This is a genomic window from Leucothrix mucor DSM 2157, from assembly GCF_000419525.1.
Taxonomy (GTDB): Bacteria; Pseudomonadota; Gammaproteobacteria; order Thiotrichales; family Thiotrichaceae; genus Leucothrix; species Leucothrix mucor.
This window is the reverse complement of the sequence record NZ_ATTE01000001.1, coordinates 3404647-3422953: the sequence shown is the minus strand read 5'-3', so window position 1 is coordinate 3422953 and position 18307 is coordinate 3404647. Positions and strand designations below refer to the sequence as shown.

Annotated in this window: 16 protein-coding genes; 11 read left to right on the top strand and 5 right to left on the bottom strand. The window is 49.8% G+C overall.

Annotated features, from left to right (window positions below; genetic code table 11):
* Positions 1–51 precede the first annotated feature (51 nt).
* The gene (locus tag LEUMU_RS0115645; protein WP_022953236.1) at positions 52–885 is read right to left on the bottom strand and encodes a SulP family inorganic anion transporter; all 834 of its coding nucleotides are present in this window, start codon (positions 883–885) and stop codon (positions 52–54) included.
* Positions 886–1155: 270 nt separating this feature from the next.
* Here LEUMU_RS0115645 and LEUMU_RS0115640 point away from each other — a divergent pair, with 270 nt between their 5' ends.
* On the top strand, positions 1156–4230 hold the full coding sequence (locus tag LEUMU_RS0115640; protein WP_157474364.1) for an AAA family ATPase: 3075 nt from the start codon (positions 1156–1158) through the stop codon (positions 4228–4230).
* A gap of 9 nt (positions 4231–4239) precedes the next feature.
* On the opposite strand, the gene LEUMU_RS0115635 is transcribed toward LEUMU_RS0115640, so the two are convergent.
* Both LEUMU_RS0115635 and LEUMU_RS0115630 read right to left on the bottom strand, forming a co-directional pair.
* A complete protein-coding gene (locus LEUMU_RS0115635) occupies positions 4240–5052 on the bottom strand; it encodes a hypothetical protein (protein ID WP_022953234.1) in 813 nt (270 codons plus the stop codon).
* A gap of 58 nt (positions 5053–5110) precedes the next feature.
* Positions 5111–5530: a MerR family transcriptional regulator gene (locus LEUMU_RS0115630; RefSeq protein ID WP_022953233.1), complete on the bottom strand. Its 420-nt coding sequence runs from the start codon at positions 5528–5530 to the stop codon at positions 5111–5113.
* A 73-nt stretch (positions 5531–5603) separates the two neighbouring features.
* On the opposite strand from LEUMU_RS0115630, the gene LEUMU_RS0115625 reads away from it, so the two are divergent.
* The 10 genes from LEUMU_RS0115625 to LEUMU_RS0115580 all read left to right on the top strand — a co-directional run bounded on the left by LEUMU_RS0115625 (position 5604) and on the right by LEUMU_RS0115580 (position 15782).
* On the top strand, positions 5604–6296 hold the full coding sequence (locus tag LEUMU_RS0115625) for a cation efflux transmembrane domain-containing protein (protein WP_022953232.1): 693 nt from the start codon (positions 5604–5606) through the stop codon (positions 6294–6296).
* A 76-nt stretch (positions 6297–6372) separates the two neighbouring features.
* Positions 6373–7104, top strand: coding sequence for an NAD(P)-dependent oxidoreductase (locus LEUMU_RS0115620; RefSeq protein ID WP_022953231.1), 732 nt, complete (start codon positions 6373–6375; stop codon positions 7102–7104).
* A 194-nt stretch (positions 7105–7298) separates the two neighbouring features.
* Entirely contained in the window at positions 7299–7604 is a 306-nt protein-coding gene (locus tag LEUMU_RS0115615; RefSeq protein ID WP_022953230.1) for a hypothetical protein, read from the top strand.
* Positions 7601–8851: a type II toxin-antitoxin system HipA family toxin gene (locus LEUMU_RS0115610; RefSeq protein WP_022953229.1), complete on the top strand. Its 1251-nt coding sequence runs from the start codon at positions 7601–7603 to the stop codon at positions 8849–8851. The genes LEUMU_RS0115615 and LEUMU_RS0115610 overlap by 4 nt, the downstream gene beginning before the upstream one ends.
* An 85-nt stretch (positions 8852–8936) precedes the next feature.
* Positions 8937–9554 (top strand): carbonic anhydrase, encoded by a 618-nt coding sequence (locus LEUMU_RS0115605; protein ID WP_022953228.1) that lies wholly within the window; start codon positions 8937–8939, stop codon positions 9552–9554.
* 81 nt (positions 9555–9635) lie between these two features.
* Positions 9636–10319 carry a nucleotidyltransferase family protein gene (locus tag LEUMU_RS0115600; protein WP_022953227.1) on the top strand — a complete coding sequence of 228 codons (684 nt, stop codon included), beginning with the start codon at positions 9636–9638 and terminating at the stop codon, positions 10317–10319.
* Between the two features lie 116 nt (positions 10320–10435).
* Positions 10436–12454: an NHL repeat-containing protein gene (locus LEUMU_RS0115595; protein WP_022953226.1), complete on the top strand. Its 2019-nt coding sequence runs from the start codon at positions 10436–10438 to the stop codon at positions 12452–12454.
* 149 nt (positions 12455–12603) lie between these two features.
* Positions 12604–13104 carry a TRAP transporter small permease subunit gene (locus LEUMU_RS26365; RefSeq protein WP_022953225.1) on the top strand — a complete coding sequence of 167 codons (501 nt, stop codon included), beginning with the start codon at positions 12604–12606 and terminating at the stop codon, positions 13102–13104.
* Positions 13101–14696, top strand: a complete 1596-nt coding sequence (locus tag LEUMU_RS0115585) for a TRAP transporter large permease (protein ID WP_022953224.1) — start codon at positions 13101–13103, stop codon at positions 14694–14696. The genes LEUMU_RS26365 and LEUMU_RS0115585 overlap by 4 nt, the downstream gene beginning before the upstream one ends.
* Before the next feature lie 6 nt (positions 14697–14702).
* Positions 14703–15782, top strand: coding sequence for a TRAP transporter substrate-binding protein (locus tag LEUMU_RS0115580; RefSeq protein WP_211223035.1), 1080 nt, complete (start codon positions 14703–14705; stop codon positions 15780–15782).
* A gap of 47 nt (positions 15783–15829) precedes the next feature.
* On the opposite strand, the gene LEUMU_RS0115575 is transcribed toward LEUMU_RS0115580, so the two are convergent.
* Positions 15830–16357 (bottom strand): hypothetical protein, encoded by a 528-nt coding sequence (locus LEUMU_RS0115575; protein WP_022953222.1) that lies wholly within the window; start codon positions 16355–16357, stop codon positions 15830–15832.
* A gap of 12 nt (positions 16358–16369) precedes the next feature.
* Entirely contained in the window at positions 16370–18199 is a 1830-nt protein-coding gene (locus LEUMU_RS0115570; protein WP_022953221.1) for an ABC transporter ATP-binding protein, read from the bottom strand.
* Positions 18200–18307: the final 108 nt, after the last annotated feature.

Here is an 18307-nt window from a genome sequence, read left to right as displayed (position 1 = left end):
CAGTGTTGATTGCGCCGCACATAGAGGGGCGATGAACGTTAATAGCACTAATCAAACCCCAAACCCAACCAACCCCGCAAACTCACCCCAAGACAAGCGCTTAGCAGGCCTAATCACCCAATCAAACAAAAAACACACCCCCACATAAGCCACTGCCGAGCCAATCACAAAGCGTGGTATATACGCCAGAAAGTCCGAAGCACACCATAAAATCAGCCCACTCAACACCGCCACAAGAATCCCCGTGAATGGCAGCTGGCGGCCTTGTTTCGTGTTCAGCGATGACCAGGCCGGAGACATATAGCCAGGCCAGCCGCCGACCAATCCTGCCAATAAATTAGCAATACCGGTCGTGCGCAAATCTTTATCATGGTCAAACTTGCCACCTACATACAGTTCAAATCCGCTGTTATTGAGCAGCATAGAGACCACCGATGCCGCGACTAATATCAGCATGTGAGGCATCTGCGCGAAGATCAGCGACCATTGCACGCTGCCGATGGCGATGATTACGGTGGCGAATTGGCTGTCCATGCTGATGGTGTCTGGCATGTCGCTGAGCATTTTGCCGGTGATTAACACAATGATGGCGGTCGGTACGTCCTGAGGAATCCAGATCACGCCTTTCCATGAGCTAAAAAAGCTAACAATTGTCATCGACACGACGGCGCCGGCAATCAGGTAAATGGAGGCTTGGCCGAGGTAGTTGGCCAGTGGGCCGGAGAAGACCAGCGTTAGCATTGCAATCCACCAAGGCGCTTCTATCAGGCTAAGGGTGACGCTGTTGCAGAGTGAGTCCATCACGCGCGAACCACCTGCAGATTTAGTATCCAAGTGCGCTTGGCTAGTGGCAGGCTGTCTGTCATTGGCTGCGATGGTTTTCATGGGCTCTACTCCTCTCAGGGTGAATTCACGTGAAGTAGGCTGGGTGTTTCAGTGCCACTTATGTGTGAAGTTGAGTCCAGTGTAGGTAGCCGCCGATTTTCAGTCATAACGATGCGGTAAAGCTTTGGTAAGGATTACGGTAAAGCCCTGTTTTTACGCGGCAAAGCATGGCTTGTTTAAAGCCTTGTCAGGCGTATTAGTAAAAGCGTTTAGGCCAATAGATGTGGTAGTCTTGAGAGGTCGGTATTTGTGGTAAAAGGGGAAATTGCAGTGACGAAAACGGTAATGTTCGACCCATCCAATCAATTACTGGTGATTGACGGTGAGCGTGCGCAGATCTCGCCAAAAGCGTTTGCGGTGCTGACCTATCTGTATGAGCATTATCAGCAGTTGGTGACTAAAGAAGCGTTGCTAAATGCAGTCTGGCCCAAGGTGTTTGTGACCGATGCGGTGCTGAAAGTGGCGGTCGGCGAGCTACGCAAAGTGCTGGATGATCATCCCAAGCAACCCACCTATATCGAAACCGTTCACCGGCGCGGTTATCGCTTTATCGGTGAGCTGACATTGGCCAGCCAAGCCCCGGCGGTGAATGCCTCAGTTGCTGCTCCTGTTATCTCAACGAAAACCACCTCACTGATTGGCCGCGATGCCGCGTTACAGCAATTGAGCGAGGCTTGGGCCAGCGCTCAGTCGGGCAGTAAACAACTGTTATTTGTCTCCGCCGAGGCAGGTGTCGGTAAAACGGCGCTGGTACAAGGCTGGCTAGGTCAGCAGTTTTTGGATGCGGATAATCCCACGCCTTGCCTGCTAGCCAATGCCGCCTGCTTTGATCAGCATGGCAGCGGCGAGCCGTATTTGCCGGTGTTGAATGCCTTGAGCAGTTTGCTGAAAGCGCCACAGTCCGACGCGGTGAAACAGTGCTTACGGCAGTTTGCGCCCAGCTGGTATATCCAAATTCCGTCACTACTCACCGAAACCGAGCAAGCGACCCTCAAGCAAGAACTATTCGGCGTGACCACACAACGCATGCTGCGCGAGTTTGTGGACTTTATTGAGGCAATCAGCCAGCAAACGCCGTTGTTATTGTGCATTGAGGATTTGCATTGGTGCGATGCCGCGAGTCTGCAATTGATTATGGCCTTGGCACAGCGCCAGAGTGCAGGGTGTTATATGTTGCTTGGCAGTTTCCGCAGCTCGGTATTACAACAAGATAGCTCGCCGCTCAAAGGGATTTATAGCCAGTTAATGCTGCAGCATCAGTGCCAAACTCTGAGCCTGACGAATTTGGATAATGAGGGCATTGCTGAGTGGTTGGCGCGTAGCTTGCCCGACGCGCTGCAAACCGATGCCATTACTGAGCTGTTTTGTCGCTATACCGAAGGCAATCCTTTGCTATTAAATGCGGCGCTGGAGCATTTGCAGTTGAGTGGTTTGATCCCTGTGCAGTCGGATACTGAGGCGGATTATTCAAGCATTACCCCAGCGCAAATTGAGCAGGGAATCTCCGGCGGCTTAAAGCATTTACTCAGCCTGAAAACTGCAAACCTCGATAAAGATGACCGGCAAGTGTTGGAAGCGGCAAGCGTGTCGGCAGCGGAGTTTGCAACGGAGAGTTTAGCTGCCGTATTGCAGCGCGGTGTATTGGAGATTGAGGAGGCCTGCGAAGATCATTTGCTGCATGAGCAATGGTTGTCTCCGGTGGGCTCGCAAAGCTGGCCGGATGGTTCGATTTCAGAGTCTTACCGCTTTTGGCATCAGCTGTATCGCCAGTATTTTTATGAGACTTTATCAGCGGCGCGTTGCCGGCATTATCATTTGCGCTTTGCCGAGCGTTTGCTATCGGGCTATCAGGGCAAGGTCAGTGAGTTGGCGTCGCAGTTGGCGTATCACTTTGAAGCAGGTGGTGATTTTCCCAAAGCGTTGTCATTTTCACAGGAAGCCAGTCGCCATGCCGCGCAGTGTTTTGCCTATCGCGAAGCCATTACGCATATCAGCAAAGTGATTGCCTTAAGTGAGCAATTGGGAGACCCCGAGGCGCAGTTAAGTGCCCGAAAGCAGCGCTGTGCCTATTTACTGGCGAGTGGGCAGTTGGGCGAGACGATTACCGAGTACCGCGAGCTTATTCAAACCAGTCAGGCGCTGGCGAATCCTGCGGTTGAAATCGATGCGACCTTGGGCTTGGCCGATGCTTTGTTTTGGGTGGACCGCAAAGCCTGTTTGGAAGCGGGAAAGCGGGCGGTTGAGCTGAGTGTAAGTAGCGGTGATGCGACTGCTCAGATTCATACCAAAGGTAAATTGGCTCATTTCTCCAGTGTGGTTGATGGCTATCGGCCGGAATACGCGGCGGACTACGAAGCGGCATTCCGGCTGGCACAAGAGAGTAATGATGTGGCTTTGCAGTGCGTGCATTATCCACGTCATTTGTATTATCTGATTATCCGTTCGTGCTATCAGGACGCGAGTGCGCTGGCGACTCAAGCGATGAAAGTGGCGCTGGATAATGGTGATGCAGTGAGTTATTTAAGCTGTCAGTTTTTCCATGCCTGGGCTTTGTTTTACGAAGGCAAGTGGGGTGAGATGTTGTCGGTGATCGATGCCTCTTTGGCGCTGGCGGGTAAGAATGCGCACATGCCGTGGGTGATGCATTTCACCTTGCAAAAAGCGTGGTTGCTACTGCAATCGGCGGACTATGCGGGGGCTAAGGCGCTCTGCCAGCCGATTTATGAGCAGGCGCGGTTAATGCCATCGAGCAGTTTGTACTTTTTCAGTGTGATTATTTTGCTGCAGATTGAAGTGATGTCATCGCAGTCGGGTGCTCAGAATGAGGCTGAAAAATACGTGACCGAAATCAATGAGCGATTGGCCGATGAGCCGACGGCGATTGATTGGGTATTGCGTTTGCCATTGCAGCAGGGTTTGGCTGAGTTCTATTTGCAGCGTGAGGAATGGGATAAGGCCGCTGCGGAAGCGAGGACTTTGAAGTTACAGGCGGAGTACTCTGGTGAGCAGACGTATATTAGTTTGGCAGATTACTATCTGGCGCGCAGTGCGATTGGAGCGGAGCAGGGTGGCGAGTTATTGGCTGATCAGTCAGCCTCAGAGCAAGTTCTACCTGAGGAAGCCAATCAGATATTGCCAAGCTATGCGCTATTGAAGCAAGCCATAAGCAGCCTGCAACACACTGAGCTACCAGTGGTTAGTTGGCGTATTTATGCCTTAAACCAAGACTGGCAGCAGAGTGCTGTTGTTATTCGTCAGATACTGGATGGGCTGGCTTCGGCACCGGAGTTACAGGCGAGCTTTGAACATTCCAGTGCGGTGAAGCGGGTGTTAACAGCGGCTTAGATAAACTGCTTAGATAAATTCCTCTGCACTACGACCCGATGAGCCAATGCGCGTCGTCGGGTGAATCAGCAGAAAATGCAGACTCAGCAAGGCGCTATAAACCACCACGCTGGTATACACATATAAGCTCAATTGGTGCTCTGCTTTTACCGTCGCTAAGTGCTGAATAAACGGAATAATCAGAATCACATCATAGGCCAGAAAGCCAATCAACTGGCCACGAAAATTGCCCCAAACCGGCTTGATTGAGCCATACAGAAAATACATTGCCGCGCCTAAAAAGATGCAACCAAAAACGACGGAGCTTTGTGGCTGTAGCGGCCATGGAAACACCGCTGGAACGCGCATGATCAATGCTGTACCCACAGCGATTAAGAGTAGCGTAAAGATAATAAACGATACCCGCACTAATCCCGGAACGGCTCGCGTATCGGTAAACGTTAAACGACTCGTCCCCCAAAATAGCAACAGATTAAACGCCAGCGATCCCAATGTAATATCGAGATATAAGGGCACCGGAATCAGCTCATTTGCTGCAGGGCCTGCCAGTATTAGCGCAGCAGTGAGCGCCAAGTACGTCATGGAAAAGTCTAATGCGCCGCCTCGCATGGCTGCCAGCTCACCGCTAAGCCCCATCCACATTACGGGTGCCGCAATTGCCGCCAATATTGACGCGATAAAGATGTAGGAGAGGCGGCCATCTGGCCAAGGCCATAACCCTAAAGCGGCTTCGTGCTGCATATAAAACCCAGCACACAAGACCAGTAGCGCTGCGCCGGTCAGTACTAAAAATATCCGAATGATCAGGTGAGTAATAGTCATGCGTTAACTATAGCAACGGAAACGCTATTTTGCTGTTTAGTTATTAAATAACACGGTGCTATTCATGCTCTGAAACGCACTGTCCATGATCTCCCAGCGATCTTAAAACATAGCAGTCACTAATCTGGCCGTCGCCATGGCAGTGCTCGGTAATGCGCTGCAGTTCAGTTTCCAGCCGTTGCAGGCTGGCGATCTTGGCTTGGGTGTCGATCAGTTGCTTGCGTGCAATAGCATTGGCTTCAGCGCAAACTTTGTCGGGATGGTGGTTTAATTCAATCAGCGCGCCAATCGCTTCAATGGAAAACCCAAGGTCACGAGCATGGCGGATAAATCCCAGCCGCTCTAATTCGTGCTCGCTGTAACGGCGTTGGTTGCCTTCCGTACGCACCGCCGGATCGATCAAACCAATCTGTTCGTAGTAGCGAATGGTGGGCACTTTAACGCCCGTTTTTTTAGAGAGTGCACCGATAGAAAACATAAAATACTCCTTGAAGCTCTAGTAGCTAGAGAGATTATACTGAAATCACACACTAGTAAAACGAGGTTAGATTATGTCTGGATGTTGTGGCCACGATGCCAAGTTCGATGGAGTATCCGACGACTATAAGCGCCGGCTTTGGATTGTCATTGCGATTAACGCGATTATGTTTTTTGTAGAAATGGGTGCCGGTCGCATGGCGCAGTCGCAGGCATTACAAGCCGATGCGCTGGACTTTCTGGGCGATGCACTAACCTATGGTATCTCGCTAGCGGTAATTGGCGCGTCGATTCAGGCACGCACCAATGCGGCACTCTTTAAAGGATTTAGCCTGTTACTGGTGGGCTTGTGGGTATTTGGCTCGACGGTTTACCGGCTGTTTTATGCTGAAGTGCCCACCGCTGAAGTGATGGGTGTTATCGGCTTTTTGGCGTTAGTTGCTAATCTGGCCAGCGTGTTTATTTTGGTGAAGTACAAAGACGGCGATGCCAATGTGCGCTCAGTGTGGTTGTGTTCTCGTAATGACGCGATCGGTAATGTCGCGGTTATGTTTGCGGCCCTTGGCGTATGGGGAACCACCACCGCATGGCCTGACCTGATTGTGGCGGGGATTATGGCGGGACTGTTCTTGTCATCGGCTTATCAGATTTTGACACAAGCATTAGCGGAGCGTCGCGAAGCGGAAAATGGGCAGTGTGAAATCAGTGACGAGCATGATCATAATCACGAAGACGGTCATTCACACACGCCTGCGGACCAACGTTAGTCGCGAACTAGTCGTAAGGACTTGTTCAGCAAATATGCTAAGCTCCGCGGTTGGAACAATTCCTGGTGGAGGAAGTATGACAACACTAGTTGTCGGCGCGAGTGGAGCGACGGGGCGCTTATTGGTGGAGCAGCTGCTGAACAATGGCGAGTGCGTTAAAATTATCGTGCGAAGTAAAAGTAACTTGCCATCAGCGATTGGGCATTACAGAAACCTATCCATTATTTATGACCACCTGACGGAGTTTACCGAAGCCGAATTACGGGAACATACTAAAGGCTGCCATGCGGTGATCTCTTGCTTGGGTCACAACTTAAGCTTTACAGGGGTCTACGGCAAACCGCGCTTTTTGGTCACCGATGCTGTGCGTAATCTGTGTCGGGCGATTAAAGCGAATCAGCCGCAAGCGCCGGTTAAATTTATCCTGATGAATACGGCTGGAAACCGCAATCGTGACCTGTCGGAACCAATCTCATTTGCCCAACGTTGTGTGATGGCTGCCATTCGATTGCTAGTGCCGCCGCATCTGGATAATGAGCGTGCCGCCGAGTTTTTCCGTACTGAAGTTGGCCAACATGATTCTGATATTGAATGGGTGATTGTGCGCCCTGATAGTTTGAGCGATGAAATTATTGTGACGGAGTACGAGGTGTTTCCCTCACCCGCTCGTAGCGCGATTTTTAATGCAGGTACCACCAGCCGAATGAATGTCGGGCACTTTATGATGGACCTCGTGCTGGATCGTGATGTTTGGCAGCTGTGGAAAGGCAAAATGCCGGTGATCTATAACAAGTCTGATAATACTTGAAAGCCCCGATCCTGGAGTGACTTTACTAAAGGCTAGAGTGCGCGACCAATACTGCGACACCCAGCAAGATTTTATATTTATGGGTTGTTTTTAATCCATCGTTCGACTCTACTTATATTGATCTTATGTTTTTATAGGACTATATTCCCACTATTGGATTTAAAGTGGGAATATAGTCCTATAAAGGTGGCGTAATGGCAAAGAGAGATTTACACAAAGTGTTGTTCCCCAAGCAGCGCAAGATTTTGACTTCTTTCGGGGAAGACTTACTTCTGGCACTGAAGCGCCGTGCTTATACCAAGCAGATGATCTGTGACCGAACCGGCTTTGATAACAAAACAGTGAATAAAGTATTTGCTGGTGATCCCGGCGTAGCGATTGGTACTTATCTGAAAGTGATGGCTGTGCTAGGCATGGAAGAAAACTTTGCAGAACTAGCCGCACATGACGAAGTCGGGGTAAAGCTGCAAAACATTAAGCTGCTGGAAGGCTCAAAATGAAGCGCCAGCTAGTGGACGTTTATGCCTCATGGATGCCTCTTGAGACCCCGCTGCTCATTGGTCAACTAAGTTATGCAGAAACCAGTCGCGGAGGTGTGTTTAGTTTCTCCTATGACAAAGTATTTTTAAAATCAAATTACCGCTTACAAATCGATCCATTGTTAATGTTGCACAGTGGCGAGCTTTATAATGATGCGTCAGATAAGAACTTCCGTGCCTTTTTGGATTCCTCGCCGGATCGTTGGGGGCGTATTCTGATGCAGCGTCGAGCCGCAATTGAATACCGCAAAGGCTTACGTGCGAGTAGCCGACTAACCGAGTTGGATTACTTATTAGGCGTCCATGATTCTTACCGAATGGGTGGTATTCGATTTAAAACATCGGACTCTAACGACTTTCTGGATAATAACGCTGAGTTCGCAGCACCACCGATGACGTCACTACGCGAATTAGAATATGCAGCTATTCAAATAGAAAACGATGACAACATTGATAGTGATGAGTACTACCGTTGGCTCAAAATATTGATTTCACCCGGTTCTTCATTAGGCGGGGCGAGGCCAAAAGCGTGTGTAAGTGATGAGCATAACCATCTTTGGATCGCTAAGTTTCCAAACCAGAATGATAGCTTTGACGTTGGCGCTTGGGAAATGCTGTGTCATAAGCTAGCCCTCGATTCTGGTATCGAGATGTTTCCGAGTGAAATACACAAGTATTCCTCGCAGCATCATACTTTTTTGACCAAGCGGTTTGATCGGATTGGAGGAGAGCGAGTCCATTTTTCTTCAGCGATGACGCAGCTGCAGTACTATGATGGTGAGCATTCCGAAGGCGCGAGTTATCTTGAAATCGCAGAATTTCTAAGCAACCACGGAACGAATACGAGAGCTGATCTTGCCCAGCTGTGGCGTAGAATCGTTTTCAATATTGCAGTGTCGAATACAGATGATCATCTCCGCAATCATGGTTTTCTCCTAACCAAAAAGGGATGGAAGCTATCGCCTGCCTATGATCTAAACCCCATTGTTGGAAAGCAGGGTTTGCACCTCAATATTAATGATACGTCTAATGCGTTGGATTATGATTTGGCATTTGAAGTCATTGATTTTTTCCGACTTAATAAAGAAGAAGCCACAAAAATTTATGACCAAGTACTACTTGCCGTCAAGCAGTGGCAACACGTTGCAAATGACTTAGGCATCAGCCGGGGCGAGCAATTAATTAAGCAAGAAGCGTTTAATGTTTAGGAATATATTATACTCACCACTCCACGTTACGGCGCGTGCTTTACCGCGCACTAACCAATATGAACGACCATAGGAATTGCTGTTTATGATCACTGCAGATGAGGCACTTGTGCGCCTGAAAGATGGTAATCAACGTTTTGCCACGGGCGTGCGAAGTGACGATACCTATACCAAGCAAATGCAACGGCCTAGTCTTATCAACGAGCAGACGCCATTTGCAATTATTCTGGGTTGTTCGGACTCGCGAGTGCCGGCTGAGATTGTATTTGATCAAGGCTTGGGTGATTTATTTGTGATTCGGGTAGCGGGTAATATCGTAGCTCCGTCGCAGATTGGTAGTATTGAGTTTGCCGCCGAGCGTTTTGGCACCAAATTGGTGGTCGTGATGGGGCATTCCAAATGCGGTGCGGTCACGGCGACCTTGGATGATTTACGCCATCCATCATCAGATGGTTCGATGAATCTAATGTCAATTGTGAGTCGCATCCGGCCTGCGGTCGAGCCGCTGTACAACACTAACTTGCGAAACGATCCGGATCTTTTATTAGAGGCTGCGATTAAAGCTAATATTATGGCGTCGACTAATCAATTGCGCCGTGGTTCCAAAGTGCTGGAGAATCTAATTTTGAATAATGAGCTGATGGTGGTCGGTGCGGAGTATTCGCTGGAAACGGGCATGGTTGAGTTTTTTGAGGGGATTTAATTCGCTGTTGCTCATATCAATGAGCCTAATGTTCATTGGTGAATGGAATGATACAGGCGCGAACATTTCCATGAGTCAGGCATGAGTACCATGCCTGACTTTGATGCCAACTCTAACGCTCCGCAAATTACTGGCATCATCCTATCCGCTGGCAAAGGTGAACGCTTTGGCGGCGATAAATGTTTGGCTAGATTGCCTAACGGCGTGGCAATGGGTGTGGCAGCGGCGAGTAATCTGGCGCAGGTAATTGATGAGCTGATTTGTGTAGTGCGCCCACAAGATGACATGCTGCAAGCCGAGTTATTAAGAGCAGGGCTTCAAATAGTCATTTGCAAAGATGCCAGCTCGGGAATGAGTGCTAGTTTACGTGCGGGCATTAAAGCCAGCCCAAATGTCAGCGGTTGGATTATTGCCTTGGCTGATATGCCATTAATCAAACCAAGCACTTATCAAGCCATCGCCACCGAAGCTATCAAGCAAACGAAAGCCCTTAAGCACACGAAAGCCACTAAACACGATCAAACGGTATCAGCAACCCAGCAGTCCATCATCGTCCCAAGCTATCAAGGGCAAGACGGCCACCCTGTCTATTTCCCTGCGAGATTCCGCGATGAGCTATTAGCCTTAAGCGGTGATCGTGGAGCTAAAAAGCTCCTGCACCAATATCCCGAATTCGTTCAGCGCATTGCCGTAGACGACGCTGGCATTCTGCAAGACTTCGACACCCGAGCCGATTTCGAGGCATACGACTTCTCAGGCAAATAACCAAGATGTACGAGAATAAAACTAAATAGATTCAAATTTATGCAATCCGATTTTCTGATGAGCTGCGTAGACATTTTCAAATGCACGTTTAAGCCTACTCAATCAGGAGATATCTTATGAAACTTGTTAAAAAGAATTGGTTACTCACCGCCGCTGTCAGCGCTTCCTTAGCTGGACTAGCCGGTTGTAATAACGACAACGACAATGATAACGACATTTTTGACAAGCAAGTTAAGTTACTGGTTGCGGATGATCAGGGTGGAAACGTTGGCAGCATTAGCCAATATCAGTTCAGCAGCAATAGCGGCCCCGGTGCAGTTGAGCATGTAGTGAATGCCAATTTGGCCGAAGGCATTGAAAAAGACGCCGTTGGAAACTTATATCAAGCGGGTAACTTGGCTAGTGGCGAAGGCGCGGTTCAAGCCATGTGCAGCCCAGCCATGCGCACCAGCCCAGTGGCGATTTCAGCCAATCGCGATCGCTTAATTACCAGCGCACTCACCAGCCCTAAAGGTATCGCCATCGCTCAAAAAGCAGGCTATATGATTATCGCGCAAAGCGGTGATGAGACGGATGCGGTCAGCGTATTCGGGACCACCGCAGCCAATGCCGATACGGCAATGTTTAGCATACCACGTGCCATGGTCGGCGACAGCAGCGCCTGGGATGTGGTGTATGACGAAGACAGCGATCAGTTATTTGTTGCGCTAACCAATGGCGATGTTGCTTACTATAATGACTTCTTATCGCGCAGTGCCGATGGTGATTACACCCCAACGGCAACCTTCAATCCGGATAACGCACTGGCTGCGACCAATATGCACGGTATCGTTTACGATGCGGCGGCAGATCGCTTGATTGTGTCCGATGTGGCTGACCCAACTTCAGCAGATGACGGTAGCATTTATGTGTTCGAAACAGCGTCCATGCTAAGCGGTGCAGTCACGCCAGACCGTACCATTCGTGGCGCAGCAACGCATCTGGGAAATCCGGTTGATTTGCAGTTAAACGACGGCGATTTATACGTCGCTGAGAAGGCCAATGAAAGCGGCCGCATTATGGTGTTTAACGATATTGCGACCGGCGCTAGCGGCAATATCGCACCCGATGCCGATTACTTAGTAGCAGGCCCGGAGTCGATTGTGACGGAAACCGTGGGCCAAATGATCGGCAATGACGTGAGTGACTTGAGCAATGCCACGGTGGGTAGTTTGCACATCACCAGAAATGCTGCGAATACCGGAACCAGCGTGTATATGACTGATCCGGCCCTTACCAGCATGGGTACAATCTTTACCCCAGTGCAAGGCACACAATATGTTGAGAGCATCTCGCTTGATCAAAACGGTGATGCGATTATCAGTTTCGACGATGCCGGAGCAGCGTCTGTTGGTGGCTTGAGCTTTGTCAGCCGTTTGGCCATGCGTGATGCGGCGGGTAGTTATACCGATCAGCGTGATCGTCAAATTACCGGTGCCAACACCAATCTATCTGCACCAAAAGGTGTTGAAGTGGTTGGCAGTTACGGTTTGGTCTTGGTCGCTGATTTAAGCGCGACCAATGCAATCAAAGCTTTCAGCCTGTGTGGTGATGGCAATGCCGTGCCAGTGTTTGAAACCACTATGCCAGCGGGCACCAGCCCTTGGGATTTGGATTACGACCCGGAAGCGGATCGTCTATATGTTGCTGCCACCAATGGCACGATTCAGGTTTACGATGATTACATGGCAAACCCTGATGCAGCACCCGCGCGCATTATCGACCCTAATGATCAGTCAGGCATTGAGGCCAGCAACATTCACGGCATCGTACACGACAGTGTGAATAACCGCCTGATCGTCTCCGATGTGGGTAGCGCAAGCGTCGCCGATGACGGTCGTATTTACGTAATTGATAATGCCAGCACCGCCGATGGCTTAACCGATTTACGTTTGGAATTAGCCGGCGACAATACCGCACTGGGTAATCCGGTTGATTTGGCGTTTGACGGAACCAATCTGTATGTCGCTGAGAAAAGTAATAACCAAATCCAGCGCATCGATAACATTTACGCGCTGGAAGGCGTAATGAACCGTGCACCGGATAAAATGATGACCTTCACCGCACCAGAATCGATTGCGATCTCTGCGCAGTAACAGTCACATTTAAGTGCGAATCAAGCCGATGGTTCTTCAGGAGCCACCGGCTTTTTGTTTTGGGCGTTTCATTGCCTGAGTAAGCTTTTCAAATCCGAATTCAGAGTGGTAGCATACGGCGAGTCATTTTCTGTTAAAGGAACACCCGCTTGTTACTCTCTTTTGGTCTGACTCTGCACCGCCTGACCGGTGCCTTGTGCATTTTCCTATTAACCGGACTGGCATTTACTGAAGTCGCGGTGGTCTTGCTGCGTTACATCTACGGCATTGGATTTTTGCAATTACAAGATTTCGCTGCCTACTGTTTTGCGGCCCTCGTCGTGCTTGGCATTCCCTATGCCTTAGGGCGCGATGCGCATGTGCGAGTTGATGTACTCCGTGAAAGCCAAAGCCCTGCGGCTCGTCGGCGTGTTGATATGGCTGGCGTGTTGCTATTTCTAATTCCGGTGTTCAGCCTCACGCTGTATCACGTCTGGCCCGATATCCAATACGCTTGGCAAATTCAGGAGGGCTCCAAAGAAACCGGCGGCCTGCCGGGCTTGTTTCTAGTTAAAACCTGTTTACCCGTTTCCTGTGTGCTGATGCTGATTCAGGGCGTGACGATACTGGCGCGTAAAGGCGAGTTTCTAACCACGGAGACGGCGCAATGAGTATCGAAGCGATTTGGTTATTGATACTGGTCGGCTCTTTGCTGGCTGGGATTATGAGTGGTGTGCCGGTCATGCTGGCGATTGCCGGTGTGCCCGTGCTGGTAGCGTATATCGCCTCGCTCATGGGGCACTTTGATTTAAGCTATTTTGGCGCATTCCCGCAGCGTGTGTTTGGGGTGATGGATAACTCGCTACTAATTGCCGTGCCGCTGTTTGTGTTAATGGGCACGTTGCTGGAACGTTCACGCATTGCCGAGCGTATGTTAATGACCATGGCGGGTTTCTTTGGCGGCACGCGCTCAGGGCTGGCGTACTCGGTATTGATTGTGAGCGCTTTGATTGCCGCTTCCACTGGCATTATCGGTGCCACCATTGTCATGCTGGGAATGATTAGCTTGCCCGCGATGTTGCGTGCGGGTATTTCTGTGCGTTTATCTAGCGGTCTGATATGCGCCTCGGGTACGCTGGGGCAGATTATTCCGCCCTCCATTGTATTGATTTTGCTAGGCGATCAGATCTCCAATGCTTATCTGGAAGCGCAACGTAATGCGGGTAATTTTGCACCTGATCCAGTCTCAGTAGGCGATCTATTTGCCGGTGCTTTAATTCCGGGGTTCATGCTGGTTTTACTGTATGCAGGCTATGTATTTATCCATAGCAAACTGTTTCCTAAAGCCTCACCTGTACCGGTTGAAAGCCTGCAAGCACCCGAAGATACAATCAAAGCAGCGGTTGGCTGGGCGGATATTTTAAGTACTTTTGTCCCGCCATTACTGCTCATTATTGCCGTGCTCGGTTCGATTTTATTTGGGGTAGCAACGCCGACTGAAGCCGCTGCCGTGGGTGTGGCAGGGACGTTACTCATCGCAGGAAGTAGCCACGAGCAGTCCCCAAAATACTTACGGGTGTTGATGGTGCTTGGTGCTGCCGCAGCCTTTTTGCTGACCATTTTGAAATCACTTGGCTGGTCGAATATCGACTTTAGTAGTGGCACCTTGATCATTGATGCGGGCAGTATTGCTGCGATGGTCGCCACTGCGGTTCTGGTATTGGCCTTGGTCGTAGCGCTGGTTTTCTTGCGAAAGCAGCAAGTGATTGGTGGCGCAGTGCAGGAAACGGTCAGTGTCTCAGCGATGGTGTTTGGCGTGATCGTAGCGGCTTCCATGTTGTCATTGGTATTCCGTGGCTTTGGTGGCGATGAGGTGGTTGCCGATGTGCTGAGCAAGATTCCTGGCGAACATTGGGGTGCGTTAATTGCCGTTATGCTGGTGATTTTCTTGCTAGGCTTTGTGCTGGAATTTGTTGAGATCATCTTTATCGTGATCCCGATTGTTGGGCCGGTTCTGCTGGCGACCGACTTTCATCCGGTGTGGTTTGCAGTGTTGGTTGCAATGAATTTGCAGACCAGTTTCTTAACGCCGCCGTTTGGCTTTGCGCTATTTTATTACCGCTCGGTCGCGCCTGCGCACATTCGCACCGTGGATATTTATTTATCAGTGATTCCGTTTGTGATTATCCAGCTTATTGCTATGCTGCTGGTATTATGTTTCCCGATGCTGGCCACTTGGTTGCCAGACGTCGTTTTTGACTAGGAGAGGATGATGGAACGTAGAAAGTTTTTACAATGTGCTGCAGCGCTAACCGCTGCGGGTGCTGCAACGGCAACCGGTACGGCTTCGGCGGCGGATGCTGAAAAGATCGTTTGGAAGTTACCAACGAGTTTTCCAGCAAAAGCACCCGGCGTTGGCACCAATGTCACTAGCTTTGCGCGCCGCGTTGAAGAAATGTCCGGTGGTCGTTTAAGCTTCAAAATCTACAGCAGCGGCGAGTTAGTGCCTCCCTTTGCCGTGGAAGATGCGGTTCAAAAAGGCACCGTTGAGATCGGCCACACCACGCCATATTACGCAGCAGGTAAGAACCCTGCGCTGCACTTTTTCAGCACCGTTCCGTTTGGCATGAATGCCACCGAGCAAGTGGCGTGGTTACGTCATGGTGGCGGTCAGAAATTGTGGGATGAAGTGAATGCTGAGCGCGGCATTAAATCGTTCTACAGCGGCAACTCCGGCACTCAGTCTGCAGGTTGGTTTAAGAAGGAAATCACCTCCGTTAAAGACTTATCCGGCTTGAATATGCGGATCGCAGGCCTTGGCGGCGAAGCCATGCGTAAGCTGGGTGTGAATGCTATTTTGCTACCACCACCAGAGATTTTCCCATCCTTTAAATCCGGCGCAATTGATGCGGCAGAGTGGGTTGGCCCGCTGCTGGATCAGGCCTTTGGATTAAACAAAGTGGCGAATATTTGCTACGTTCCGGCGTTCCATGAGCCCGGTGCGGCGCTGTGTATTTCAGTGAATCTGGAAGCGTGGAACAGCTTGCCGGAAGATCTGCAGCACATCGTTGAAGAAGCGGCATTAGCGACGTCGGTTGAGACATTGGCACAGTTTGATTACTTCAATGTGCAAGCTTTCACTCAGTTAAAAGAGCAGGGCGTTGATTTTAAAGTGTTCCCGGATGACGTGGTTGCGGCACTGAAGCAGGCATCAAAAGAAGTGATCGATGATCTGGCGAAAGACAACGAACTGTTTAAGAAGGTGTATGAAAGCTATCAGGCATTTTTAGAGCCAGCGACTGAATACGCCAATGTATTTGGTGCGGAAGTGTTCCGCCAGCGCTCTTAATCTGGGTGACTTGATTGAAAAAGGCGACCGCAATGGTCGCCTTTTTATTAAGGACGAAGTTCGATAGTTGTCGGGTTTATCCATTTAACGTTTGGCAGTTTCGTTAAATCATCAAGCTTTGCATCTCCAGACGTCATAACGCCGGGTATGTTACGACCTGAGAAGTCCCAGAAGCCCATATGGCAAGGGTCATACCAGCCTTGGTAGGTTGGCCAAAGTGAATCACCCTCTTTGGAAGACAGCAACTTACAGCCTTTATAGGTACTGACCGGTACATACACAAAGGCAGCAGGCAACTCGCCTTTAACATAGTCAGGGCCATTAGCAATCGAATTGCTGTCAATCAAATACTCCGCCGACCTGTCTCCGAGACGAAAGACCATAATCAGGTGGTTGTACCATTGATATTCACGATAACTATCAAGCGGTATTTCAGTAATATCGACCCGAAGGATATGGTCTGATTTTGCTGCATCGGTTGGTTTCATGCTTTGCAGCATTGCTATGGTAAGCGCACCGATCCCGATCACAGAAAGTGCAATAACGAAGACTAACAATCCTTTGCGACGATTCATTTTTTACACTCCTTAGTCTGGTAAAAAACCACCGGATTGGCGCTGCCATAATTGCCAGTACAAACCTTCCTGTTCCAGCAATTCATGGTGCGTACCTTGCTCGATAATACGGCCTTCATCCATTACCACCAGACGATCCATCGCGGCAATGGTAGATAAGCGATGGGCAATAGCAATTACCGTTTTATCCGTCATTAGCCGTTCTAGCTGGCTTTGAATGGCTTGCTCTACTTCAGAATCCAGTGCCGAGGTGGCTTCATCTAGCACCAGAATCGGAGCGTTTTTCAGAATGACTCGCGCAATGGCAATCCGCTGACGTTGACCGCCAGAGAGCTTCACACCACGCTCACCGACCAAGGCGTCATAACCGCGATTACCTTGCAAATCCACCAGATGCGGTAGGAACTGATCGACCTCAGCCAATCGTGCCGCTTGCTTGATTTCATCCTCGGTCGCATCAGGTTTGCCGTAGCGAATATTGTCACGTACTGAGCGATGTAGCAGTGAGGTATCTTGTGTGACCATGGCAATATTGGCGCGCAGGCTTTGCTGAGTGCATTGGGAAATGTCCTGATCATCGATCAGAATACGACCAGCATCCACATCGTAAAAGCGTAGCAACAGGTTAACCAATGTCGATTTACCGGCACCGGAGCGCCCAACCACTCCGACTTTTTCACCGGGCTTTAGCGCCAGATCAAAGTTTTCAATCACTCGATTGTCATCGCTGTAGTAGAAGCTCATGCTCTCGAATGTGATTTTGCCTTGAGTTAGTATTAGCGGCTTGGCACCGGCCACATCCATGACGGAGTTAGGTTTGGAAATAGTGGCAATACCGTTTTGTACCGTTCCCATTTGCTCAAACAGCGAGGTAATGGTGCGCAGTATCCAGCCGGACATTTGATTGACGCGCATAATCAGCGCATTGGCGATGGCGATCGTCCCGACACTCACTTCGCCGCGCTGCCAGAGCACAATCGAAATCACAGCAGTACCGACAACCAATGCGGTGTTGAGCACCGTCAGCGCCACGGTCATATTAAAGATGGATTCCATCAGGCTGCGAAACGCTGTAGTGTGGCGCTTTAAAAAGCCACCGGCATAAGCATCTTCCTGATCATCGCTGGCGAAGAGTTTGACCGATTGGATATTAGTGTAGCCATCCACAATTTGCCCCAGCAAGCGCGAATTGGCTTCGGATAGACTTGCTGAGCGACCACGCACTGAAGGCACTAAGAACAAAATCACCAGCGCATAGCCCGCAATCCAGAGCACCATGGGCATCAGCAGTCGCCAATCCATATCCACAAACAGCCAAGTGATACCGATTAAATAAACCACCAGCAGCCACACGCCATCAATCACATTGATCACGGCTTCGCGGGCGGAGTTACCGGTTTGCATGACTTTTTGCGCGACACGGCCGGCGAAATCATTCTGGAAGTAGGAGAGACTTTGGCGCAATACATAACGGTGATTGTGCCAGCGAATGCGATTGCCCAAGCCCACGACCAGTGCAAAGCTGATCATGCCGCGCGAGAGTAGTAAGGCGATCGGTCGGATAATCACCGCGACCACCAGCATCCAGATCAGTGCTGTTTTATGCTCCTGAAAGAAAGTCGCCGGATTGCCGCTGCCCATCCAGTCGACAATGTCGCCAAGATACACATAGAGCATCAACTCTGAGACGGTAGCAATCCCCGACAGCAGCAGTGTGGTAATTAGCACACCGCGAATTGGCTTCAGGTAATACTTGAAAAAGCCGAACACATCGGAGGGTGGACGGCTGGTGTCATCGATACCCATCGGGTCGATAAATTTGGAAAAGAATTTATTCAGCATGGGATTGTTTTTAGCACTTTCATTCTGGCTTGGCTATTTAAATAAAATTGAGAATTGAATGAGCGATTTGAATTATTTGTAATCAAATTAGAGTGTTTTGTGTGCAAG